The sequence below is a fragment of the Pseudomonas baetica genome (genome assembly GCF_051216495.1).
GTDB classification, from domain to species: domain Bacteria; phylum Pseudomonadota; class Gammaproteobacteria; order Pseudomonadales; family Pseudomonadaceae; genus Aquipseudomonas; species Aquipseudomonas baetica_B.
The window spans coordinates 18,298-39,054 of the sequence record NZ_JBPKAM010000061.1 but is presented as its reverse complement, the minus strand read 5'-3'; the positions used below and the strand labels follow the sequence as shown (position 1 = coordinate 39,054).

Here is a 20,757-nt window from a genome sequence, read left to right as displayed (position 1 = left end):
CCCCCCCCCCCCCCCCCCCCCCCCCCCCCCCCCCCCACCCCCCCCCCCCCCCCCCCCCCCCCCCCCCCCCCCCCCCCCCCCCCCCCCCCCCCCCCCCCCCCCCCCCCCCCCCCCCCCCCCCCCCCCCCCCCCCCCCCCCCCTCCCACAGAGGATGGCGCAGTCCGTTGTCGTCGCTGTTATAGTTTTGCTCTCACCGCGACGCGAGCCCTTCATGACTTCCTCCGCAGCCCCAATCCTTATCACCGGTGCTGGCCAGCGTGTCGGCCTGCACTGTGCGCAGCGATTGCTCGAAGAGGGCCATCGCGTGATTTTCAGCTTCCGCACTGAACGCCCCGGCGTGCAAACCCTGCGCGATCTGGGAGCGACTGCGGTGTTCGCAGACTTCTCCAGCGAAGCCGGTATCTTCGCCTTCATCAACGAATTGAAAACCCACGTCGACAGCCTGCGAGCGATTGTCCATAACGCTTCCGAGTGGCTGGCCGAAACCCCGGACACCGACGCGACAGCGTTCACCCGCATGTTCAATGTGCACATGCTGGCGCCTTACCTGATCAACCTGCATTGCGCCGATTTGCTCCAACGCTCAAGTCCCGCCGACATCGTGCACATCAGCGATGACGTGACCCGCAAGGGCAGCAGCAAGCACATCGGCTACTGCGCCAGCAAGGCCGGGCTCGACAGCCTGACCCTGTCTTTCGCCGCGAAGTACGCGCCAGCGATCAAGGTCAACGGAATCGCGCCGGCCCTGCTACTGTTCAATCCTGACGACGACGCGACCTACCGCGCCAAGGCGCTGGCCAAGTCCGCACTGGGCATTGAACCTGGCAGCGAAGTGATCTACCAAAGCCTGCGCTACTTGCTCGACAACCCGTATGTGACCGGCACGACCCTGACCGTCAACGGCGGAAGGCACATCAAATAAGTGCTCCGCGAGGATCTTCCATGACGTTATCCCTGCCCCAGAACGCCCTGTCCGAGAGCTATCGTGAAATCCTCCTCGGTCTCGGAGAAAACCCCGACCGCGAAGGTCTGCGCGACACCCCGGTGCGCGCCGCCAAGGCCATGCAGTACCTCTGCCACGGCTATGAGCAAAGTGTTGAAGAGATCGTCAACGGTGCGCTGTTCGCCTCCGACAACGATGAAATGGTGATCGTCGACAACATCGAACTGTACTCGCTCTGCGAGCATCACATGTTGCCCTTCATCGGCAAGGCCCATGTGGCTTATATTCCCACCGGCAAGGTGCTGGGCTTGTCGAAGATCGCGCGGCTGGTGGACATGTTCGCCCGCCGCCTGCAAATCCAGGAAAACCTCACTCGGCAAATCGCCGAAGCGGTGCAGCACGTCACCGGTGCGGCCGGTGTCGCCGTGGTCATCGAGGCCCAACACATGTGCATGATGATGCGCGGTGTCGAGAAACAGAATTCGACCATGAACACCTCGGTGATGCTTGGCGCCTTCCGCGAATCGAGTAATACCCGCCAGGAGTTCCTGCAATTGATTGGACGGAGCAAGTAGTAATGCCACAACTTCAACCAGGCATGGCACGCATCCGGGTCAAGGACCTGTGCCTGCGCACCTACATCGGCATCAACGAGGATGAAATCCTCAACAAGCAGGATGTGTTGATCAACCTGACCATCCTCTATGCGGCCCAAGAGGCGGTGCGTGACAACGATATCGATCACGCGCTGAACTACCGGACAATCACCAAGGCGATCATCGCGCACGTCGAGGGCAATCGCTTTGCCCTGCTCGAACGCCTGACCCAGGAAATTCTCGACCTGGTCATGGCCAACGAATCGGTGCTCTACGCCGAAGTCGAAGTCGACAAGCCACACGCCCTGCGCTTTGCAGAGTCGGTGTCGATTACGCTCGCGGCAAGCCGCTAAGCTTCAAGCTTCAAGCTTCAAGCTTCAAGCTTCAAGCTTCAAGCTTCAAGCTTCAAGCGGTAAGCTTCAAGCGGTAAGCTACAAGCCACCGAAACCCATCTTGCAGCTTGAAGCTTGCCGCTTGAAGCTGTCTCGAAGAGACCCCCATGACCGATCAACAACGCCTGGAACTCGAAGCCGCCGCCTTTCGCCGGCTGGTGGCTCACCTGGACAGCCGCAAGGATGTGCAGAACATCGACCTGATGAACCTCTCCGGTTTCTGCCGCAATTGCCTATCCAAGTGGTACAAGGCTGCCGCCGACGAACGCCAGATCGACGTCAGCCTCGACGAAGCCCGCGAAGTGGTTTACGGCATGCCGTACGCCGAGTGGAAAGCCCAATATCAGCAAGAAGCCAGCGCCGAACAACAGGCGGCGTTCGCCAAAGGAAAACCCAATGAGTGATTTGAACACCCTGCGTGCCAGCCTCAAGAGCGGCGAACACGCCTTCGCCGATACCCTGGCGTTCATAGCCGCCGGTTACGACTACCAGCCCCAGGCATTCAACAATGGCGGCGTGGAAAATGCTGCCGGACAGAACGAAGGCTCGTGCAAGACCCTGGGCCTGGCACTGCTGGAAGGCCTGAGTGATGACGAAGCGTTGCTGGCGTTCGGCGAGCATTACCGCTCGGTGCTGGCCACGCCTGAAGGCAGCGATCACGGCAATATTCGTGCACTGATGATCCATGGCCTGGCCGGGGTGAAATTCTCGCAGCAACCCCTGACCCACCGCTGATTTAATTCGCTGCGGATTAAACCTGTAGGAGCGAGCTTGCTCGCGATGAACTGAAGAACGCCACGGGGTGTCAGGCTCCCAGCGTTATCGTTCACGACCATCGCGAGCAAGCTCGCTCCTACAGGTGTCTTGCAACAGGTCCCGACTTTAACGATTGATCCGGCGACTTTATTTCATTTGCCGCCCGGCACCGCTCACGGCTTAGATAAAAAGAAGTCCTCCTTCTTCAGAGCCGGTCATCCATGAGCAGCGAAACCATCAGTCAGTCGATCAATATCGTTCACCCTGTCACCCTCAGCCACGGCAAGAACGCCGAGGTGTGGGACACGGAGGGAAAACGCTACATCGACTTCGTCGGCGGGATCGGCGTACTGAACCTTGGCCATTGCCATCCACGCATCGTCGGTGCCATTCGCGAACAAGCCACCCGAATGACCCATTACGCGTTCAACGCTGCACCCCATGCACCCTACGTCGAGCTCATGGATCGCCTGACGGCGTTTATCCCGGTCGATTACCCGGTCAGCGGCATGCTCACCAACAGTGGCGCGGAAGCGGCCGAGAACGCGCTGAAAATCGTCCGTGGCGCCACCGGCCGTACGGCAGTCATTGCCTTCGATGGCGCCTTCCACGGGCGAACGCTGGCTACCCTCAATCTCAATGGCAAGGTCGCGCCCTACAAACAGAAAGTCGGTGTGTTGCCGGGCCCGGTGTATCACCTGCCCTATCCCAGCCAGGACAACGGCGTGACCTGCGCCGAGGCCCTGAAGGCCATGGAGCGCTTGTTCAGCGTCGAAATAGACGTCGAGGACGTGGCCTGTTTTATCGTCGAACCGGTACAGGGCGAAGCGGGCTTTCTGGCCATGGACGTAGAGTTCGCCCAGACGCTGCGCCAGTTTTGCGACGAGAAAGGCATCGTGCTGATCGTCGATGAAATCCAGTCGGGCTTCGGTCGCACCGGCCAGCGCTTTGCGTTCTCTCGACTGGGCATCGAACCGGACCTGATCCTGCTCGGCAAAAGCATCGGCGGTGGCTTGCCGCTGGGAGCGGTGGTTGGGCGCAAAGCGTTGCTGGACAACTTGCCCAAGGGCGGACTGGGTGGCACCTATTCCGGCAACCCCATTGCCTGCGCCGCCGCGCTGGCGACCCTGGACGAAATGACCGATGCCCACCTGCAAGCTTGGGGTACGCAACAGGAGGAGGCAATCGTCAGCCGCTATCAGTCCTGGCGTGATCGCAACCTGTCTCCGTACCTCGGACGCCTGTCCGGGGTGGGTGCGATGCGCGGGATCGAGTTGGCCAACGCCGACGGCACACCGGCTCCAGCGCAACTGACGCAACTGCTGGCCCTGGCGCGGGATGCAGGTTTGCTGCTGATGCCGAGCGGCAAGTCGCGGCACATCATTCGGTTGCTGGCGCCGTTGACGACCGAGGCGGTTGTGCTGGAGGAAGGGCTGGATATTCTTGAGGCGTGCCTGCAGAAACTGACCTGATCCACAACGCCTACTGTAGGAGCGAGCATGCTCGCGAAGATCCTGAAATCCCCGCGGGGTGTCTGGCTTCCAGCGTTAACGTTGACGACCATCGCGAGCAGGCTCGCTCCTACAGGGATTTGAGCATTGTCCGAAGGCACAAAAAAACCGGCCGAAGCCGGTTTTCTTATGCCTGCAGCATCAAGCGTTCTGCAGGTTGTCCAGGTAACGCTCGGCATCCAGTGCCGCCATGCAACCGGCGCCGGCCGAGGTGATGGCCTGACGGTAGACGTGGTCAGCCACGTCGCCGGCCGCGAAGATGCCTTCAAGGTTGGTGGCGGTGGCGTTGCCGTCACGGCCGCCGTTCACGACCAGGTAGCCGTCTTTCAGGGTCAACTGGCCTTCGAACAGCGAGGTGTTCGGGGTATGGCCGATGGCGATGAACACGCCGTCGACTTTCACTTCATCGAAGCTGCCGTTGTTGTTCTTCAGGCGGGCACCGGTCACGCCCATGTTGTCGCCCAGGACTTCGTCCAGGGTCGCGTTCAGCTTCAGGATGATCTTGCCTTCGGCCACGCGGGCATTGAGCTTGTCGATCAGGATCTTCTCGGCGCGGAAGGTTTCGCGACGGTGGATCAGGGTCACGGTGCTGGCGATGTTGGCCAGGTACAGGGCTTCTTCAACAGCGGTGTTGCCGCCGCCGACCACAGCCACCGGCTTGTTGCGATAGAAGAAACCATCGCAGGTTGCGCAGGCCGAAACGCCTTTGCCCATGAACGCTTCTTCGGACGGCAGGCCCAGGTAACGAGCGCTGGCACCGGTGGCGATGATCAGGGCGTCGCAGGTGTAGGTCGCGCTGTCGCCGATCAGGGTGTACGGCTTGGAGGCAAAGTCCACGGCATTGATGTGATCGAAGACGATCTCGGTTTCAAAGCGCTCGGCGTGCTCTCTCATGCGCTCCATCAACGCCGGGCCGGTCAGGCCGTGGACGTCGCCCGGCCAGTTGTCGACTTCAGTGGTGGTGATCAGTTGACCGCCGGCCTGCATGCCGGTGATCAGCAGTGGCTTGAGGTTGGCACGGGCGGCATAGACCGCGGCGCTGTAACCGGCAGGGCCGGAACCGAGAATAATCACTCGCGAATGACGGACTTCAGACATGACCTGCTCCTGTTGACCGGCCCGGAACACCTGGCACGGAACGCCGGCTGACCGGCGGGAATAAAAAAGGACCATTGAAAGCACTTGGGGAAGGCTTGAACTCGACAGTCCTGTAAAAGAATGGGTGCAGCGTATCGAGGGGGCGAAGATTAAGGAAATACGGTTTAACAATCCAGCTCATAGGTGGTCTCTATGCCGTCACCGTGAGTATTCGGACACCTTTGTTACAGTTAATGTCGATACCGCTGCCGCGCTTTCGCACGTCAAGCAAAGCCGGTAAGGTCGGCGCGTTTTCCCTCTGCCCGGAGCACCTTATGCCCGCCCCTGCCCTCTCAGGCCCGCAATACCTGCGCGAAGGCCTGAAATTGGTTCTGAGTCCCAGCCTGCGCCTTTTTGTATTGCTTCCACTGGTAATTAACCTGGTGCTGTTCGTCGGATTGATCTATCTGGCCGGCCATCAATTCAGCCTGTGGGTCGATACGCTGATGCCGACCCTGCCCGACTGGCTGAGTTTTCTCAGCTATGTGTTGTGGCCACTGTTCGTCGTGCTGGTGGTGCTGATGGTGTTTTTCACCTTCACAATGCTCGCCAACGTGATCGCCGCGCCATTCAACGGTTTTCTGGCGGAAAAGGTCGAGGTGGTGGTGCGTGGCACCGACGATTTCCCGGCCTTCAGCTGGGGCGAACTGATCGCCATGATCCCGCGCACCTTCGCCCGGGAAATGCGCAAGCTCGGTTACTTTCTACCCCGGGCGATCGGCCTGTTCATCCTCTCGTTCATCCCCGTGGTGAATATCATCGCCGCGCCGCTCTGGCTACTGTTCGGGGTGTGGATGATGGCGATCCAGTACATCGACTACCCGGCGGACAACCACAAGCTGGGCTGGAACGAGATGCTCGCCTGGCTGCGGCAGAAACGCTGGCAGAGCATGAGTTTCGGCGGCAGCGTCTATCTGGTGCTGCTGATCCCGGTGGTCAACATCCTGATGATGCCGGCCGCCGTGGCCGGGGCGACCTTGTTCTGGGTCCGTGAACGAGGGGCCGAGAACCTGGTCGCCCAGCGCTGAGCCATACCCGCAGAAGCGGTCACAAATCCATCATCTGCCCGTCATAACGACGACATGGCCTCAGCCGACACTGAGGCCATGACGACAGCTCTGCATATCACCCTGATCACCGAAACCTACCCTCCCGAAATCAACGGCGTGGCCAACACCCTTGGTCGCCTGTGCGACGGTTTGCGCGCGCGTGGGCATCAGGTGGAACTGGTGCGACCGCGCCAGGGTTGCGATCAGTCGGCGGGCAGCGACGATGAATTGCTGCTGTGCCGGGGCTGGCCGCTGCCGGGTTATCCCGGATTGCAATGGGGGCAGTCGTCGATGCACAAGCTACTCAGACGCTGGAAGCGTCATCGCCCGGACGTGCTGTATATCGCGACCGAAGGACCACTCGGGCTGTCGGCATTGCGCGCAGCACGGCGCCTGGGCATTTCAGTGGTCAGCGGTTTTCATACCAACTTCCAGCAGTATTCCAGCCAGTACGGCCTCGGTTTGCTGACGCGCCTGCTGACCCACTATCTGCGCTGGTTCCACAATCGCTCGAACCTGACCCTGGTGCCCAGCGTCAGCCAGCGCATGGAACTGGAGCGGCGGCAGTTCGAACGCCTGGCGCTGCTGTCCCGAGGCGTCGACAGTCAATTATTTCACCCGGCCAAACGCATGAATGGATTGCGTGAACAATGGGGGCTGAGTGAGAACGACATTGCCGTGATCCACGTAGGACGTTTGGCGCAGGAGAAAAACCTGGGCTTGCTCAAACGCTGCTTCGACACGCTCAAGGCGACTTATCCACAGCGTACCCTGAAGCTGATTGTCGTGGGCGACGGGCCGCAACGCCTGCAGATGGAAAACGAAATGCCCGACGCGATTTTCTGTGGGACCCAGCGAGGTGAAGCACTGGCCAGTCACTATGCGTCGGGGGACTTGTTTGTGTTTCCGAGCCTGACTGAAACCTTCGGCAATGTGGTGCTGGAGGCGCTGGCTTCCGGACTGGGCGTGGTGGCTTACGATCAGGCGGCAGCGGCGCAGCACATTCGCCATGGCTACAACGGTGTGCTGGCGATGCCGGGGGACGAAGAAGCGTTCTGCGATGCGGCGGCGTGGCTGCTGGAGCAGGATGAAACCTTGCGCTGTGTGCGGCTCAATGCGCGGCAACATGCCGGCCGGCAGGGATGGGCGGCGATTATCGAGCAGTTCGAGGGGCAGTTGCGGGGGGCTTGTGTGGGGGAGCAAGTGGTACCGAATGCAGCGACCTTGCCCTGAGCCTAGGGTGACATTGGGTCAGTCATCGCCAGCAGGCTGGCTCCCACATGGGATCTGCGGTGTACACAGAACCTGTGGGAGCCAGCCTGCTGGCGATGGGGCCTTGCCAGTCGCCGTTTAGACCAGCGTCATCAACGCCTCGCGGCTGAACGGCAAGATGTCCTGCTCACGCCCGTCGCGCACTTTCTGCGCCCAGTCAGGGTCCACCAGCAGCGCACGGCCGACCGCCACCAGGTCGAATTCATCGTTGTTCAAACGCTCCAGCAGTTTTTCCAGGCTCGCCGGTTGGGCGACCTTGTCGGTGTTGACCATGAACTGCAGGAACTCGCCATCCAGGCCGACACTGCCCACGGTGATGGTTGGCTTGCCGGTGAGTTGGCGGGTCCAGCCCGCCAGGTTCAGTTCGGAACCGTCGAATTCCGATTCCCAGAAACGGCGGGTCGAGCAGTGGAAAATATCCACACCGGCGTCAGACAACGGCTGGAGGAACTCACCCAGCGCTTCAGGGGTTTGCACCAGGCGCGCGGTGTAATCCTGCTGCTTCCACTGGGAGAAGCGGAAGATGATCGGGAACCCCTCACCGACCGCCGCGCGCACGGCCTGAATCAATTCGATGGCGAAACGCGAACGGTTGGCCAGGCTGCCGCCGTATTCGTCGGTGCGCTGGTTGCTGCCTTCCCAGAAGAACTGGTCGATCAGGTAGCCGTGGGCACCGTGGATTTCCACGCCGTCCATACCGATGCTCTGGGCATCCTTGGCCGCTTGGGCGAACGCGGCGATCACGTCCTGAATGTCTTGTTTGGTCATGCCGTGAACCACGACATTGCCATCCTTCACTTTTTCCGACGGACCGTACCCCGGCACGCTGGCGTCCGGCTCGGTGCCGATGCGACGCACGCTGCCCACGTGCCACAGTTGCGGAACGATCTTGCCGCCTTCGGCGTGGACCGCGTCGACGACTTTTTTCCAGCCGGCGAGCGCCGCTTCACCGTAGAAATGCGGCACGTTAGGGTAACCGTTGGAAGCCTTGTGGCCAACAGTGGTGCCTTCGGTGATGATCAGGCCAACGCCAGCCGCGGCGCGACGACGGTAGTACTCGATCACTTTGGAGTTAGGCACGCCCCCCGGGGAAAACGAGCGGGTCATCGGCGCCATGACGACGCGGGTCGGCAGTTCGAGGGAGCCGAGGTGGAACGGTTTGAACAGGGCTTTTACAGGCATGGGGACGCTCCACGGAAATAGACTTTATGACGGCGATAATATGGAGGTTCGCAGACGCTGAAAAGCACTATTGATTTTGGTGATGTAGGAGCAGCCGGTCGACGCTCGAATGCTCGCGATGGTGGTCAACGATAACGCGGGCGGTCTGGTGCCCCGCGGTGTTCCAAATACCATCGCGAGCGAGCTCGCTCCTACAGATACAGAGGGGAATGTCAGCTCAGGGCTTTTTCAATCGCCTGAACGACACTCGGATCGTCCGGAGCAGTACGTGGCGAAAAACGCGCCAGAACGCGCCCGTCTTTACCCAGCAGGAATTTCTCGAAGTTCCAGGTAATGTCACCGGGGAACTCGGCCCCCTCGCCCGCCAGCAACTTATACAACTGATGACGATCGTGACCGTTGACTTCCAGCTTGCTGGACAACGGAAAGGTCACGCCATAGTTGAGGCTGCAAAACTCCTGGATCTCTTGTTCGGAACCCGGCTCCTGCCCGGCAAACTGGTTGCACGGCAGGCCCAGCACGCTGAACCCCTTGCCCTTGTATTGCTGGTAAAGGTTTTCCAGCGCCGCGTACTGTGGGGTCAAGCCACATTTGGAGGCGACGTTGACCACCAGCACGACTTGCCCCTTGAAAGGTGCCAGAGGTAGTGCCTGACCATTCAGGGCTGTCAAATTAAGGTCGTGAAAAGCACTCATGACGTACTCCAGATTCCCGTGTTTTTCTCGAAATAACCACTTGGCGGTGTCGCCTGAGACAGCCGCAGACTAAAAAGGCGCCCTCGGGGCGCCTCTCCAGTTATCTGAGCTTAGCGCAGAAAATCAGTGGTGATGGCCACCTTCGCCATGGACGTGACCATGAGCGATTTCTTCCTGGCTGGCGTCACGGATAGCAACGATCTTGACCTGGAAATTCAGGCGCTGACCGGCCAATGGGTGGTTGCCGTCAACGGTGACGTCGTCGCCGTCCAGATCGCGGATGGTAACGATCTGCATCTGGCCGTCCGGAGCGGAAGCGTGGAACTGCATGCCCACTTCCAGCTCATCGACGCCTTCGAACATGCTGCGGCTCAGGGTGCTGACCAGTTCAGCAGCGTATTCGCCGTAGGCATCTTCAGGTTCAACGGAAACCTTCAACTCGTCACCGACGGCCTTGCCTTCCAGAGCCTTTTCCAGACCCGGGATGATGTTGCCTGCACCTTGCAGGTAAACCAGCGGCGCGCCGCCGGCGGAGCTGTCGATGACCTCACCAGCGTCGTTGGTCAGGGTATAGTCGATAGAGACAGCCTTGTTGGCGGCGATCAGCATGGGGCGAGACCTTTTGCATAAGAATGATGAAAGACCCAGTTTAGCGAAGCAATCGCCCGAAAGCGAACACAACCCGGACAGACGGGGGGCGACGATCCTAGGCTTCCATCAGGACGAGGACGGACACTGGGTGGCCGAGCTTTCCTGTGGTCACACCCAGCACCTGCGTCACCAGCCACCGTGGCAATCCCGGGCTTGGGTGATGGATCCGGTCCAGCGCCTTGAAAAAATAGGCCAGCCCTTTGATTGCGGTTGGTGCGCACAAGGCTCGGTTAGCGATAACCTTGGCGACTGAATGTCGGTAGATCGTCAGTTATAGATGATCGCCATTGCCTGCTCCTCCAGAGAATCCGCATGCAAACTTTTTTTATCGCACCCACCGATTTTGGCGTGGGCCTGACCTCCATCAGCCTCGGGCTGGTGCGTACCCTTGAGCGGGCCGGCCTCAAGGTCGGCTTTTTCAAACCGATTGCCCAACCGCATCCGGGTGATACCGGCCCCGAACGCTCCACCGAACTGGTGGCCCGCACCCATGGCCTGAAACCACCACAACCGCTGGGCCTGGCTCATGTCGAGCGGATGCTCGGCGACGGTCAGCTGGACGAGTTACTCGAAGAGATCATCACCCTCTATCAGCAGGCTGCCGTCGGTAAGGACGTCCTGATCGTCGAAGGCATGGTGCCAACCCGCAGCGCCAGCTATGCCGCCCGGGTCAATTTGCATTTGGCAAAAAGCCTGGATGCCGAAGTGATTCTGGTATCGGCGCCGGAAAATGAAGTGCTCACTGAGTTGTCCGGCCGCGTGGAATTGCAGGCACAATTGTTCGGCGGCCCGAAAGACCCGAAAGTCCTCGGCGTGATCCTGAATAAGGTGAAGACCGACGAGAGCATGGACGCATTCGCCGCGCGCCTGAAGGAGCATTCGCCGTTGCTGCGCAGTGGCGATTTCCGCCTGCTGGGCTGCATCCCCTACCAGCCGGAACTGAATGCCCCACGCACCCGCGACGTGGCAGACCTGATGGGCGCCCAAGTGCTCAACGCCGGCGACTACGAAACCCGGCGCATGACCAAGATCATCATTTGCGCTCGCACCATGCGCAACACCGTGGAACTGCTCAAGCCCGGCGTACTGGTGGTGACTCCCGGCGATCGCGACGACATCATCCTTGCCGTGAGCCTCGCGGCCATCAACGGCGTGCCGCTGGCCGGCCTGTTGCTGACCAGCGACACCCTGCCCGACCCGCGCATCATGGACCTGTGCCGTGGCGCCTTGCAGGCCGGCCTGCCGGTACTGTCGGTGAGCACCGGTTCCTACGACACCGCCAACCAGTTGAACGGTCTGAACAAGGAAATCCCGATCGACGACCGCGAGCGCGCAGAGATCATCACCGATTTCGTTGCCGGCTATCTGGACGCCAACTGGCTGCACCAGCGCTGTGGCACACCACGGGAAATGCGCCTGTCGCCGGCAGTGTTCCGCTATCAATTGATCCAGCGTGCCCAGTCAGCCAACAAACGCATCGTCCTGCCGGAAGGCAGCGAGCCGTTGACCGTACAGGCTGCCGCTATCTGCCAGGCCCGTGGCATCGCCCGCTGCGTGTTACTGGCCAAACCCGCCGACGTCGAAGCCGTAGCCCGCGCCCAGGGCATCGAGTTGCCGCCCGGGCTGGAAATCCTCGATCCAGACCTGATCCGCGAGCGTTACGTCGAGCCGATGGTGAAGCTGCGCAAGACCAAAAGCCTCAACGCGCCGATGGCCGAGCAGCAACTGGAAGACACCGTGGTGATCGGCACCATGATGCTGGCACTGGACGAAGTCGACGGACTGGTATCGGGGGTCATTCACTCCACCGCCAACACCATTCGCCCGGCGCTTCAGCTGATTAAAACGGCACCTGGCTGCACGCTGGTGTCCTCGGTGTTCTTCATGCTGTTTCCCGAAGAAGTGCTGGTGTATGGCGACTGCGTGATGAACCCGCACCCGAGCGCCAGCGAACTGGCCGAAATCGCCCTGCAAAGCGCTGACTCGGCGGCGGCATTCGGCATCACGCCACGGGTGGCGATGATCAGCTATTCCAGCGGTGAGTCGGCCAGCGGCGAAGAAGTCGAGAAGGTACGCGAAGCAACACTGCTCGCCCATGAGCAGCAGAACTCGCTGTTGATCGACGGTCCGTTGCAATACGACGCCGCCGCCAACGAAACCGTGGCCCGACAATTGGCGCCGAACAGTCAGGTGGCCGGTCGCGCCACGGTGTTCGTGTTCCCCGACCTCAACACCGGCAACACCACCCACAAAGCCGTGCAACGCAGCGCCGATTGCGTCAGCCTCGGGCCGATGTTGCAAGGCCTGCGCAAACCGGTGAACGACCTGCCGCGCGGTGCGCAAGTCGATGACATCGTCTACACCATCGCGTTGACCGCGATCCAGGCCGCCAACCGACCTATGGATGTTTAAATGCTGGATTTTCTACCTGTACCCGTGCGCGGCGTAATCGCTGCGCTGCTGTTGGCGCTGAACACGATACTGCTGTGCTCGTTTCTGTTTTGCGTGGCGTTGTTCAAAGTGTTGCCGTTCGCGCTTACCCAGCGTGTTGCGCGCTGGCTGATGAGCCATACCCACGAAGCCTGGATCAGTCTCAACAAAGGCTGGATGAATCTGGTCCGTCGCACGCGCTGGCACGTCAGCGGTCTGCAAGGCCTCGACTATCAGCACTCGTACCTGATCACCAGCAACCACCAGAGCTGGGTCGACATCCTGGTGCTGCAATACGTGCTCAACCGACGCATTCAGCCACTGAAGTTTTTTCTCAAACAGGAGCTGATCTGGGTGCCGGTGATCGGGCTGGCGTGGTGGGCGCTGGGCTTTCCGTTCATGAAGCGCTACTCCAAGGCGTATCTGGAGAAACATCCGGAAAAGAAAGGCAAAGACCTGGAAACCACCCGCAAGACCTGCGCGAAGTTTCGCGACAACCCGGTGGGCATTTTCAACTTTGTTGAAGGCACGCGGTTCACCGAGGGCAAGCATGCCCAGCAGCAATCACCGTTCAAGTACCTGCTCAAACCCAAGGCCGGAGGCATTGCCTTTGTGCTGGATGCCATGGGCGAGCAACTGGAGTCGATCGTCAACGTCACCATTCACTACCCGGCCGGACGTCCCGGTTTCTGGGACCTGCTGTGCGGGAACGTGCGGGATGTGGTGGTGCACTTCGAAGAGCTGAAGATCCCGCCGCAGTTCATCGGCAAGAACTACGACCAGGACGGTGAGTACCGCTTGCAGTTCCAGGGCTGGATCAATCAGATGTGGCAGAACAAGGATGCGTTGTTGGGGCAGATGCATCGGGAGTATCCGAACTGACTCCGCCCCCTTGTGGGAGCGAGCCTGCTCGCGAATGCGGATTAACATTCAACAAATGTATTGGCTGACACACCGCTTTCGCGAGCAGGCTCGCTCCCACAGTTGACCGCGCAAAACACAAAAAACCCGCCGATGATCACTCATCGGCGGGTTTCTTTTTTCCAGCTAACGCTTAGATCGCGCCGCGTTTACGCAACAGATCCAGCACTTGCTTGACGCCTTCCTCCAGCGACACGGACTGGGTGTCGATCACCAGATCGGCATCCAGCGGCACGTCGTATGGGAAGGATTCGCCCGGGATGTTATCCCCGCCCGCCGCGTACAGGCCTTGCGGATCACGCTCGGCGCACACCGTCGGCGAAGCCTGGACATAGACCGTCACCAGACGCTCCTTGCCGATCAGCTCCTTGGCTTTCTCGCGGCCCTCGGCACTCGGTGCCACGAATGCGGCCAGGGTCAGCAGACCGGCTTCATTGAACTGACGCGCCACATGCGCAGCCCGGCACCAGTTCTCGGTACGCCCGGCGCGATCCTGTGGCAGACCTTTGTTCAGGTCGTGACGCAGGTTCTGGCCATCGAGCACGAATACCGCACGACCCAGGTCGAACAGCTTGCGCTCAACCGCGTAGGCCAGAGTGCTTTTGCCTGCGCCTGACAAGCCGCTGAACAACACGGTGGCCGGTTGCTGGCCGAAACGCAGGGCGCGTTCTTCGGTAGCCACGTGAGCCAGTTTGCCGTGGTGGGTGCTAGTGCCGTGTGCGACCGGTTGGGCGACGATCATGCCGGCGCCAACAGTGCCATTGGTCAAACGATCGATGACGATGAACGCGCCGGTGGTGCGGTTGCTGTCGTAACCGTCGAGGGCGATCGGCGCGTCGAGCGCAATCTTCACCTTGCCGATTTCGTTGAGCTGCAACGCGCTGGCCGAACCTTCTTCCAGGGTGTTCACGTCGACCTTGTTGACGATGCTGGCGATGGAGCCCGGCACGTAACTGGTGGCACGCTTGATGTCGTACTTCTTGCCCGGCAGCATCGGCTCTTCGGCCATCCATACCAGCATCGCTTCGAAGCTGTCGGTGACGGGTGGCACGTTGTCGGCGTGAACCAGCAGGTCGCCACGGGAGATGTCGATTTCGTCTTCCATGGTCAGCGTCACGGCTTGACCTGGACCTGCGTGTTCCAGTTCACCTTCGAAGGTGACGATGGATTTCACGCGGCTGCTCTTGCCCGAAGGAAGCACCACGACTTCGTCGCCCTTCTTGACGATGCCGCTGGCCAGGGTGCCGGCGAAACCGCGGAAGTTCAGGTTCGGACGGTTGACGTACTGCACCGGGAAACGCAGGTCGGTGAAGTTGCGATCACCCGCCACTTCCACGGTCTCGAGGATTTCCATCAGCGATTGGCCGGTGTACCACGGCGAGCGCTCGGACTTGTTCACCACGTTGTCGCCTTTCAGTGCCGACATCGGCACGAAATGCATGCTGGTCGGCTTCATCTTCAAGCCTTCGGCGAACTGCAGGTAGTCGGCCTTGATCGACTCGAACACGCCCTGGTCGAAGTCCTTGAGGTCCATCTTGTTGATGGCGACGACGATGTGCTTGATGCCCAGCAGCGAGGCAATGAAGCTGTGGCGACGGGTCTGGGTCTGCACGCCGTAACGGGCGTCGACCAGGATGATCGCCAGGTCACAGGTGGAGGCACCGGTGGCCATGTTGCGGGTGTACTGCTCATGGCCGGGGGTATCGGCAATGATGAATTTGCGCTTGGCGGTGGAGAAATAGCGATACGCGACATCAATGGTGATGCCTTGCTCACGCTCGGCCTGCAGGCCGTCGACCAGCAATGCCAGGTCGATGTCTTCGCCGGTGGTGCCGACTTTTTTCGAGTCGCGGGTGATCGCTTCCAGGTGATCTTCGTAGATCATCTTGGAGTCGTGCAGCAGGCGCCCGATCAGGGTGCTCTTGCCGTCGTCGACGTTACCGCAGGTCAGAAAGCGCAGCAGCTCTTTACGTTCGTGCTGGCCCAGGTAGGCGAGGATGTCCTCGCTGATCAAATCAGATTGATGCGACATGACAGCCCCTTAGAAATAACCTTGACGTTTCTTGTCTTCCATCGAGCCTGCGCCATCGTGGTCGATGACACGGCCCTGGCGCTCGGAAGTTCGCGTCAGGAGCATTTCCTGAATGATGTCCGTGAGGCTTTCGGCCTCGGACTCCACCGCGCCCGTCAACGGGTAGCAGCCAAGGGTACGGAAACGCACTTTCTTTTTGACGATGCGGGCTTTGTCTTCATCGCTCAGGTGTTCGAGGATGCGCTCGTCGTCGATCATGATCAGGGTGCCGTTCTTCTCGATGACTTCACGCTCGGCGGCGAAGTACAGCGGCACGATCGGGATGCCTTCGAGGTAGATGTACTGCCAGATGTCCAGCTCGGTCCAGTTCGACAACGGGAATACGCGGATGGATTCACCCTTGTTGACCTTGCCGTTGTAGACGTTCCACAGCTCCGGACGCTGGTTCTTCGGATCCCAACGGTGCTTGCTGTCGCGGAACGAGTACACGCGCTCCTTGGCGCGGGATTTCTCTTCATCGCGGCGCGCACCACCGAAAGCGGCGTCGAAACCATGCTTGTCCAGTGCCTGCTTCAGGCCTTCGGTTTTCATGATGTCGGTGTGCTTGGCACTGCCGTGGGTAAACGGGTTGATGCCCTGCGCCACACCTTCAGGGTTCACGTGGGTGATCAGGTCCAGGCCCAGTTCAGCGACCATCTTGTCGCGGAACTTGTACATCTCCTGGAATTTCCACTGGGTGTCGACGTGCATGACCGGGAACGGCAGCTTGCCAGGGAAGAATGCCTTGCGTGCCAGGTGCAGCATCACGGCGGAGTCTTTACCGATGGAGTACAGCATCACCGGGTTGTCGAACTCGGCGGCCACCTCGCGGATGATGTGGATGCTTTCCGCCTCCAGCTGTTTCAGATGCGTCAGTTTGTCGACCATGGCTACTCACGAAATCTTTCTTATGAACGGCCAGCGGGCCGTGTTCGAGCGGGGAATCCTAGCACAGCGCCCCCTTCTAATCAGGACGCCAACTAGATCGAAAGGGCATATGAATATGCCTGCCGGTTCGGCCACTGCACATCCATTGTGGGAGCGAGCCTGCTCGCGAAAGCGGTGTGTCAGCCAATGCTGATGTCGCCTGACATGACGTCTTCGCGAGCAGGCTCGCTCCCACAGGGGGTGTTGATTTAAATCGGATTCGGGCAATCGATGAAGATGTGCTCCAGTGCAAAGCGTCGTGCCAGGTAATCACCCAGTGCCTGGACGCCGTAGCGCTCGGTGGCATGGTGACCGGCGGCAATGAAGCTGATGTCGTTTTCCCGGGCGCTGTGGAAGGTTTGCTCGGAGGCTTCGCCACTGAGGTACAGATCGACACCCGCCAGAATCGCCTGATCGATGTAACCCTGACCTCCGCCAGTGCACCATCCTACACGGCGAATCATCGCGCTGCCTTCAATCAGCAACGGCTCGCGCCCCATGACTTCCTGCACGCGGCGGGCGAAATCCCGGGGTGTCACGGGCTCGTTCAAGGAACCGACCAGACCGACGATTTTCAGGTTGTCGGGATCGAGCGGGCCTTCGACAGTGATGTCGAGTTGACGCGCCAACTGCACGTTATTGCCCACGTCCGGGTGCAGATCCAGCGGCAGGTGATAGGACAACAGGCTGATGTCGTGTTTGAGCAGGGTCTTCAACCGGCGCTGTTTCATGCCGGTGATGCACGGATTTTCACCCTTCCAGAAGTAACCATGGTGCACCAGCACCAGATCGGCATTGGCTTCGACGGCGGCATCGAGCAAGGCCTGGCTGGCGGTGACGCCACTGACGATGCGCATCACTTGCGGCCGACCTTCGACCTGCAGGCCATTGGGGCAATAATCGGAAATTTTTGCACTGTTGAGGTAACGGTCGGCTTCTTCGACGAGTGTGCTCAGGGCGACGGCCATAAAAGACTCCTAAATATCCCGTTCAGAGGCGCGCGCGGCCTCGTATAATGCGCCACATTATGAGCGGTCTCTAACCGCCTGCAACTCTCTCAGGACGTGCTTAATGCTCAAGGCGCTGCGTTTTTCCGGCTGGCCGTTGTTGGCCGGCGTGCTTGTCGCTCTGTTAATCATCCAGCGTTACCCGCAGTGGGTCGGGCTTCCAAGCCTCGACGTCAATCTGCAACAAGCCCCGCAAACCACCAGCATGCAGCAAGGCCCGGTGTCCTATTCCGAGGCGGTGACCACTGCCGCGCCCTCGGTAGTGAACCTGTACACCACCAAAGTCATCAACAAACCCAACCATCCACTGTTTGAAGATCCGCAGTTCCGCCGTTTCTTCGGCGACAACGCGCCCAAGCAGAAGCGTATGGAATCGAGCCTCGGCTCCGGCGTGATCATGAGTCCGGAAGGCTACATTCTGACCAACAACCACGTGACCAGCGGCGCTGACCAGATTGTGGTGGCACTCAAGGACGGGCGTGAAACCCTGGCCCGGGTGATCGGCAGCGATCCGGAAACCGACCTCGCGGTGTTGAAGATCGACTTGAAGAATCTTCCTGCAATCACTGTCGGCCGCTCCGACAACATCCGTATCGGCGACGTTGCGCTGGCCATCGGCAACCCGTTCGGCGTCGGCCAGACGGTCACCATGGGCATCATCAGTGCCACCGGGCGCAATCAGCTGGGCCTGAACAACTACGAAGACTTCATCCAGACCGACGCCGCGATCAACCCCGGTAACTCCGGTGGTGCGCTGGTGGATGCCAATGGCAACCTGACCGGCATCAACACGGCGATCTTCTCCAAGTCCGGCGGTTCCCAGGGCATCGGTTTCGCGATTCCGGTCAAGCTGGCGATGGAGGTGATGAAGTCGATCATCGAGCACGGTCAGGTGATTCGTGGCTGGCTGGGTATCGAAGTGCAGCCATTGTCCCAGGAACTGGCGGAATCCTTTGGCCTGTCGGGGCGGCCGGGCATCGTCGTCGCCGGAATCTTCCGCGACGGTCCGGCGCAGAAGGCGGGCCTGCAATTGGGTGACGTGATCCTCAGCATTGACGGCGAACCGGCGGGCGATGGTCGTCGCTCGATGAATCAAGTGGCGCGAATCAAGCCGACTGACAAGGTCGTGATCCAGGTGATGCGTAACGGCAAGGAACTCAAGCTCACGGCGGAAATCGGCCTGCGTCCACCACCTGCACCGGTCAAGGAAAAAGAAGAGAGCTAAGTCTAGCTTGATTACATCGAACTATTGAAAGACATTCTCATTAGGCATGTTATATTGTTTCAATTACAGCATTGGAACAACATAACATGTCGCCTCAAAAAAGCCCTCTCAAACCCTTGGCATTGCTGGCCCTGCTGTTTTCCGCCGAGGCCTCGGCCCACGGTCTGTGGACCGAACAGCGCCGCGGCAACATCGAAGTGATCTACGGCCACGGCGCCGAGGACAACGCCTTCAAGGCACAGAAAATCAGCGGCGCCTGGGCCTATGACGGCAACGGAAAAATGATTCCGGTAACGGTACAGCGCCTGGCTGACCACGCCCGCCTGCAACCGCTGAAGCCGCCCGCCGTTATTGCCGTGGCGCTCAATAACGGCATGTGGTCGCAAACCGCCGAAAAAAAGTGGATCAACGAAGGCCGCAGCAAAGTGCCCGGCGCCATCGAGTCCACGCAGACGTTCAAATACAGCCTGGCGATCTATCAGCCGGGGGCGAAATTGCCGAAACTGGATCAGATCAAGTTGCTGATCCTGCCGGAGGTCGATCCACTGACCGTCGGGCCGGGCCAGTCGCTGCCGGTCCGAGTGCTACTGGATGGCAAACCGGCGGCGGGCGTGAAGCTGGTGGGCGACTATCGCAACGCGCCGAACACCCTGACCACCGAGACCGACAAGGACGGTCGGGCACAGGTGCTGGTGCGCAATGAAGGGTTGAATGTGATTTCAGCGCAGGTGGAAGTGCCGGTGAAGGACAGCGTCGACGTGAACAGTCGAGGGCTGTTCAGTTCGCTGACGTTCCTGGGCGAGCCGCATCACGAGTAACACACACTAAAAACTGTGGGAGCGAGCCTGCTCGCGAAGGGGGCATAACATTCAACATCATCGTTGACGGTTAAACCGCATTCGCGAGCAGGCTCGCTCCCACAGGCTCTATATTGGATTAGAGGTCGCCGAGGCCGTCGATCAATGCCTGATTTTGCTCCGGCGTGCCGATGCTGATCCGCAGGAACTGCGCAATCCGCTCCTGCTTGAAGTGCCGAACGATCACACCCTGCTCGCGCAACTTCGCTGCCAGCCCCGCCGCATCATGCTGCGGGTGACGGGCAAAAATGAAATTCGCCGCCGACGGCAGCACTTCAAAGCCCTTGGCCTGCAACTGCGCGGTCACCCATTCACGGCTTTCAATCACCAGACGACAGGTTTTGTCGAAATATTCGCGATCCTCGAACGCCGCCGCCGCGCCGACATTCGCCATGCGATCCAGTGGATAGGAGTTGAAGCTGTTCTTGATCCGCTCCAGCGCTTCGATCAGGTCGGGATGCCCCACTGCCAGGCCAACCCGCAGACCGGCCAGCGAGCGGGATTTGGACAGTGTCTGGGTCACCAGCAGGTTTGGATAACGGTCCACCAGACTGATCGCGGTTTCTCCACCGAAGTCGATGTAAGCCTCATCCACCACGACCACCGAGTCCGGGCTGGCCTTGAGGATTCGCTCCACGGCCTCCAGTGCCAACAGGCAACCGGTCGGTGCGTTCGGGTTGGGGAAGATGATCCCGCCGTTCGGCTTGGCGTAGTCCGCCGGATTGATCTGGAACTGCTCGTCCAACGGAACGGCATCGAACTGGATGCCGTACAACCCGGCGTAAACCGGATAGAAGCTATAGCTGATGTCCGGGAACAGCAGCGGCTTGTCGTGCTGCAGCAAGCCATGGAAAACATGCGCCAGTACTTCATCAGAACCGTTGCCGAGGAACACCTGGTTGCTCTTCACGCCGTAATAGTTGGCGACGGCATTCTTGAGCAGATCGCTGTTCGGATCAGGGTACAGACGCAAGTTGTCGTTCAGTTCGGTTTGCATCGCCGCCAGTGCCTTGGGCGATGGACCGTACGGGTTTTCATTGGTGTTGAGCTTCACCAGTTTCGCCAGTTTCGGCTGCTCGCCCGGCACGTAAGGCACCAGATTCTTGACGAACGGGCTCCAGAATTTACTCATGC

The 20,757-nt window shown here is 60.1% G+C and carries 21 protein-coding genes; 13 read left to right on the top strand and 8 right to left on the bottom strand.

Annotation, left to right across the window (positions count from 1 at the left end):
- Positions 1 to 212: 212 nt before the first annotated feature.
- The 6 genes from folM to ACSFE6_RS20640 all read left to right on the top strand — a co-directional run bounded on the left by folM (position 213) and on the right by ACSFE6_RS20640 (position 4,160).
- A complete protein-coding gene (gene folM / locus ACSFE6_RS20665; protein WP_435429316.1) occupies positions 213 to 923 on the top strand; it encodes a dihydromonapterin reductase in 711 nt (236 codons plus the stop codon).
- Between the two features lie 20 nt (positions 924 to 943).
- Positions 944 to 1,519, top strand: a complete 576-nt coding sequence (gene folE, locus ACSFE6_RS20660; protein ID WP_435429315.1) for a GTP cyclohydrolase I FolE — start codon at positions 944 to 946, stop codon at positions 1,517 to 1,519.
- Between the two features lie 2 nt (positions 1,520 to 1,521).
- Positions 1,522 to 1,893, top strand: coding sequence for a dihydroneopterin triphosphate 2'-epimerase (folX, locus tag ACSFE6_RS20655; protein ID WP_077045315.1), 372 nt, complete (start codon positions 1,522 to 1,524; stop codon positions 1,891 to 1,893).
- A 146-nt stretch (positions 1,894 to 2,039) separates the two neighbouring features.
- Positions 2,040 to 2,336, top strand: a complete 297-nt coding sequence (locus ACSFE6_RS20650; protein ID WP_007970303.1) for a DUF1244 domain-containing protein — start codon at positions 2,040 to 2,042, stop codon at positions 2,334 to 2,336.
- Complete coding sequence (locus ACSFE6_RS20645; protein WP_435429314.1) at positions 2,329 to 2,667, top strand: HopJ type III effector protein; 339 nt, start codon at positions 2,329 to 2,331, stop codon at positions 2,665 to 2,667. Before ACSFE6_RS20650 ends, ACSFE6_RS20645 begins: the two co-directional genes overlap by 8 nt.
- A 242-nt stretch (positions 2,668 to 2,909) precedes the next feature.
- Positions 2,910 to 4,160, top strand: coding sequence for a 2-aminoadipate transaminase (locus tag ACSFE6_RS20640; protein WP_435429313.1), 1,251 nt, complete (start codon positions 2,910 to 2,912; stop codon positions 4,158 to 4,160).
- Between the two features lie 180 nt (positions 4,161 to 4,340).
- On the opposite strand, the gene trxB is transcribed toward ACSFE6_RS20640, so the two are convergent.
- The gene (trxB, locus tag ACSFE6_RS20635; RefSeq protein WP_435429312.1) at positions 4,341 to 5,297 is read right to left on the bottom strand and encodes a thioredoxin-disulfide reductase; all 957 of its coding nucleotides are present in this window, start codon (positions 5,295 to 5,297) and stop codon (positions 4,341 to 4,343) included.
- 314 nt (positions 5,298 to 5,611) lie between these two features.
- On the opposite strand from trxB, the gene cysZ reads away from it, so the two are divergent.
- On the top strand, positions 5,612 to 6,364 hold the full coding sequence (gene cysZ / locus ACSFE6_RS20630; RefSeq protein ID WP_435429311.1) for a sulfate transporter CysZ: 753 nt from the start codon (positions 5,612 to 5,614) through the stop codon (positions 6,362 to 6,364).
- A 54-nt stretch (positions 6,365 to 6,418) separates the two neighbouring features.
- A complete protein-coding gene (locus ACSFE6_RS20625; RefSeq protein ID WP_435429310.1) occupies positions 6,419 to 7,618 on the top strand; it encodes a glycosyltransferase family 4 protein in 1,200 nt (399 codons plus the stop codon).
- Positions 7,619 to 7,735: 117 nt separating this feature from the next.
- On the opposite strand, the gene ACSFE6_RS20620 is transcribed toward ACSFE6_RS20625, so the two are convergent.
- The 3 genes from ACSFE6_RS20620 to ACSFE6_RS20610 form a co-directional block, all read right to left on the bottom strand.
- Positions 7,736 to 8,839 carry an NADH:flavin oxidoreductase gene (locus ACSFE6_RS20620; RefSeq protein ID WP_435429309.1) on the bottom strand — a complete coding sequence of 368 codons (1,104 nt, stop codon included), beginning with the start codon at positions 8,837 to 8,839 and terminating at the stop codon, positions 7,736 to 7,738.
- A 212-nt stretch (positions 8,840 to 9,051) separates the two neighbouring features.
- Entirely contained in the window at positions 9,052 to 9,534 is a 483-nt protein-coding gene (locus ACSFE6_RS20615) for a glutathione peroxidase (RefSeq protein WP_435429308.1), read from the bottom strand.
- 123 nt (positions 9,535 to 9,657) lie between these two features.
- Entirely contained in the window at positions 9,658 to 10,143 is a 486-nt protein-coding gene (locus tag ACSFE6_RS20610; protein ID WP_064620281.1) for an FKBP-type peptidyl-prolyl cis-trans isomerase, read from the bottom strand.
- Here ACSFE6_RS20610 and ACSFE6_RS20605 point away from each other — a divergent pair.
- The 3 genes from ACSFE6_RS20605 to ACSFE6_RS20595 are packed head-to-tail and all read left to right on the top strand — an operon-like array spanning position 10,142 to position 13,497.
- Positions 10,142 to 10,438 carry a DUF3565 domain-containing protein gene (locus ACSFE6_RS20605; protein WP_435429317.1) on the top strand — a complete coding sequence of 99 codons (297 nt, stop codon included), beginning with the start codon at positions 10,142 to 10,144 and terminating at the stop codon, positions 10,436 to 10,438. The genes ACSFE6_RS20610 and ACSFE6_RS20605 overlap by 2 nt on opposite strands.
- A 59-nt stretch (positions 10,439 to 10,497) precedes the next feature.
- Positions 10,498 to 12,597: a phosphate acetyltransferase gene (gene pta, locus ACSFE6_RS20600; protein ID WP_435429307.1), complete on the top strand. Its 2,100-nt coding sequence runs from the start codon at positions 10,498 to 10,500 to the stop codon at positions 12,595 to 12,597.
- Entirely contained in the window at positions 12,598 to 13,497 is a 900-nt protein-coding gene (locus ACSFE6_RS20595; protein ID WP_435429306.1) for an acyltransferase, read from the top strand.
- A gap of 172 nt (positions 13,498 to 13,669) precedes the next feature.
- Here ACSFE6_RS20595 and cysN read toward each other — a convergent pair whose 3' ends face one another.
- The 3 genes from cysN to ACSFE6_RS20580 all read right to left on the bottom strand — a co-directional run bounded on the left by cysN (position 13,670) and on the right by ACSFE6_RS20580 (position 17,502).
- Positions 13,670 to 15,568, bottom strand: coding sequence for a sulfate adenylyltransferase subunit CysN (gene cysN / locus ACSFE6_RS20590; RefSeq protein ID WP_435429305.1), 1,899 nt, complete (start codon positions 15,566 to 15,568; stop codon positions 13,670 to 13,672).
- Between the two features lie 9 nt (positions 15,569 to 15,577).
- Positions 15,578 to 16,495 (bottom strand): sulfate adenylyltransferase subunit CysD, encoded by a 918-nt coding sequence (gene cysD / locus ACSFE6_RS20585; RefSeq protein ID WP_150769422.1) that lies wholly within the window; start codon positions 16,493 to 16,495, stop codon positions 15,578 to 15,580.
- 248 nt (positions 16,496 to 16,743) lie between these two features.
- Positions 16,744 to 17,502, bottom strand: coding sequence for a Nif3-like dinuclear metal center hexameric protein (locus tag ACSFE6_RS20580; RefSeq protein ID WP_435429304.1), 759 nt, complete (start codon positions 17,500 to 17,502; stop codon positions 16,744 to 16,746).
- A 103-nt stretch (positions 17,503 to 17,605) separates the two neighbouring features.
- On the opposite strand from ACSFE6_RS20580, the gene algW reads away from it, so the two are divergent.
- Together algW and ACSFE6_RS20570 are read left to right on the top strand one after the other, a co-directional pair.
- Positions 17,606 to 18,766 (top strand): Do family serine endopeptidase AlgW, encoded by a 1,161-nt coding sequence (algW, locus tag ACSFE6_RS20575; RefSeq protein WP_435429303.1) that lies wholly within the window; start codon positions 17,606 to 17,608, stop codon positions 18,764 to 18,766.
- An 86-nt stretch (positions 18,767 to 18,852) separates the two neighbouring features.
- A complete protein-coding gene (locus tag ACSFE6_RS20570; RefSeq protein ID WP_435429302.1) occupies positions 18,853 to 19,584 on the top strand; it encodes a DUF4198 domain-containing protein in 732 nt (243 codons plus the stop codon).
- Between the two features lie 118 nt (positions 19,585 to 19,702).
- On the opposite strand, the gene hisC is transcribed toward ACSFE6_RS20570, so the two are convergent.
- Positions 19,703 to 20,755 (bottom strand): histidinol-phosphate transaminase, encoded by a 1,053-nt coding sequence (gene hisC / locus ACSFE6_RS20565; RefSeq protein WP_435429301.1) that lies wholly within the window; start codon positions 20,753 to 20,755, stop codon positions 19,703 to 19,705.
- Positions 20,756 to 20,757 lie beyond the last annotated feature (2 nt).

Excerpts from the sequence above, each read along its gene's own strand:
- cysN (WP_435429305.1), bottom strand. The coding sequence starts at position 15,568 with ATGTCGCATCAATCTGATTTGATCAGCGAGGACATCCTCGCCTACCTG.
- ACSFE6_RS20580 (WP_435429304.1), bottom strand. The coding sequence starts at position 17,502 with ATGGCCGTCGCCCTGAGCACACTCGTCGAAGAAGCCGACCGTTACCTC.
- folM (WP_435429316.1), top strand. The coding sequence starts at position 213 with ATGACTTCCTCCGCAGCCCCAATCCTTATCACCGGTGCTGGCCAGCGT.
- folX (WP_077045315.1), top strand. The coding sequence starts at position 1,522 with ATGCCACAACTTCAACCAGGCATGGCACGCATCCGGGTCAAGGACCTG.
- ACSFE6_RS20625 (WP_435429310.1), top strand. The coding sequence starts at position 6,419 with ATGGCCTCAGCCGACACTGAGGCCATGACGACAGCTCTGCATATCACC.
- ACSFE6_RS20570 (WP_435429302.1), top strand. The coding sequence starts at position 18,853 with ATGTCGCCTCAAAAAAGCCCTCTCAAACCCTTGGCATTGCTGGCCCTG.
- trxB (WP_435429312.1), bottom strand. The coding sequence starts at position 5,297 with ATGTCTGAAGTCCGTCATTCGCGAGTGATTATTCTCGGTTCCGGCCCT.
- ACSFE6_RS20610 (WP_064620281.1), bottom strand. The coding sequence starts at position 10,143 with ATGCTGATCGCCGCCAACAAGGCTGTCTCTATCGACTATACCCTGACC.
- ACSFE6_RS20620 (WP_435429309.1), bottom strand. The coding sequence starts at position 8,839 with ATGCCTGTAAAAGCCCTGTTCAAACCGTTCCACCTCGGCTCCCTCGAA.
- ACSFE6_RS20605 (WP_435429317.1), top strand. The coding sequence starts at position 10,142 with ATGGGGCGAGACCTTTTGCATAAGAATGATGAAAGACCCAGTTTAGCG.
- ACSFE6_RS20640 (WP_435429313.1), top strand. The coding sequence starts at position 2,910 with ATGAGCAGCGAAACCATCAGTCAGTCGATCAATATCGTTCACCCTGTC.
- ACSFE6_RS20645 (WP_435429314.1), top strand. The coding sequence starts at position 2,329 with ATGAGTGATTTGAACACCCTGCGTGCCAGCCTCAAGAGCGGCGAACAC.
- folE (WP_435429315.1), top strand. The coding sequence starts at position 944 with ATGACGTTATCCCTGCCCCAGAACGCCCTGTCCGAGAGCTATCGTGAA.
- algW (WP_435429303.1), top strand. The coding sequence starts at position 17,606 with ATGCTCAAGGCGCTGCGTTTTTCCGGCTGGCCGTTGTTGGCCGGCGTG.
- ACSFE6_RS20615 (WP_435429308.1), bottom strand. The coding sequence starts at position 9,534 with ATGAGTGCTTTTCACGACCTTAATTTGACAGCCCTGAATGGTCAGGCA.
- cysD (WP_150769422.1), bottom strand. The coding sequence starts at position 16,495 with ATGGTCGACAAACTGACGCATCTGAAACAGCTGGAGGCGGAAAGCATC.
- cysZ (WP_435429311.1), top strand. The coding sequence starts at position 5,612 with ATGCCCGCCCCTGCCCTCTCAGGCCCGCAATACCTGCGCGAAGGCCTG.
- hisC (WP_435429301.1), bottom strand. The coding sequence starts at position 20,755 with ATGAGTAAATTCTGGAGCCCGTTCGTCAAGAATCTGGTGCCTTACGTG.
- ACSFE6_RS20595 (WP_435429306.1), top strand. The coding sequence starts at position 12,598 with ATGCTGGATTTTCTACCTGTACCCGTGCGCGGCGTAATCGCTGCGCTG.
- pta (WP_435429307.1), top strand. The coding sequence starts at position 10,498 with ATGCAAACTTTTTTTATCGCACCCACCGATTTTGGCGTGGGCCTGACC.
- ACSFE6_RS20650 (WP_007970303.1), top strand. The coding sequence starts at position 2,040 with ATGACCGATCAACAACGCCTGGAACTCGAAGCCGCCGCCTTTCGCCGG.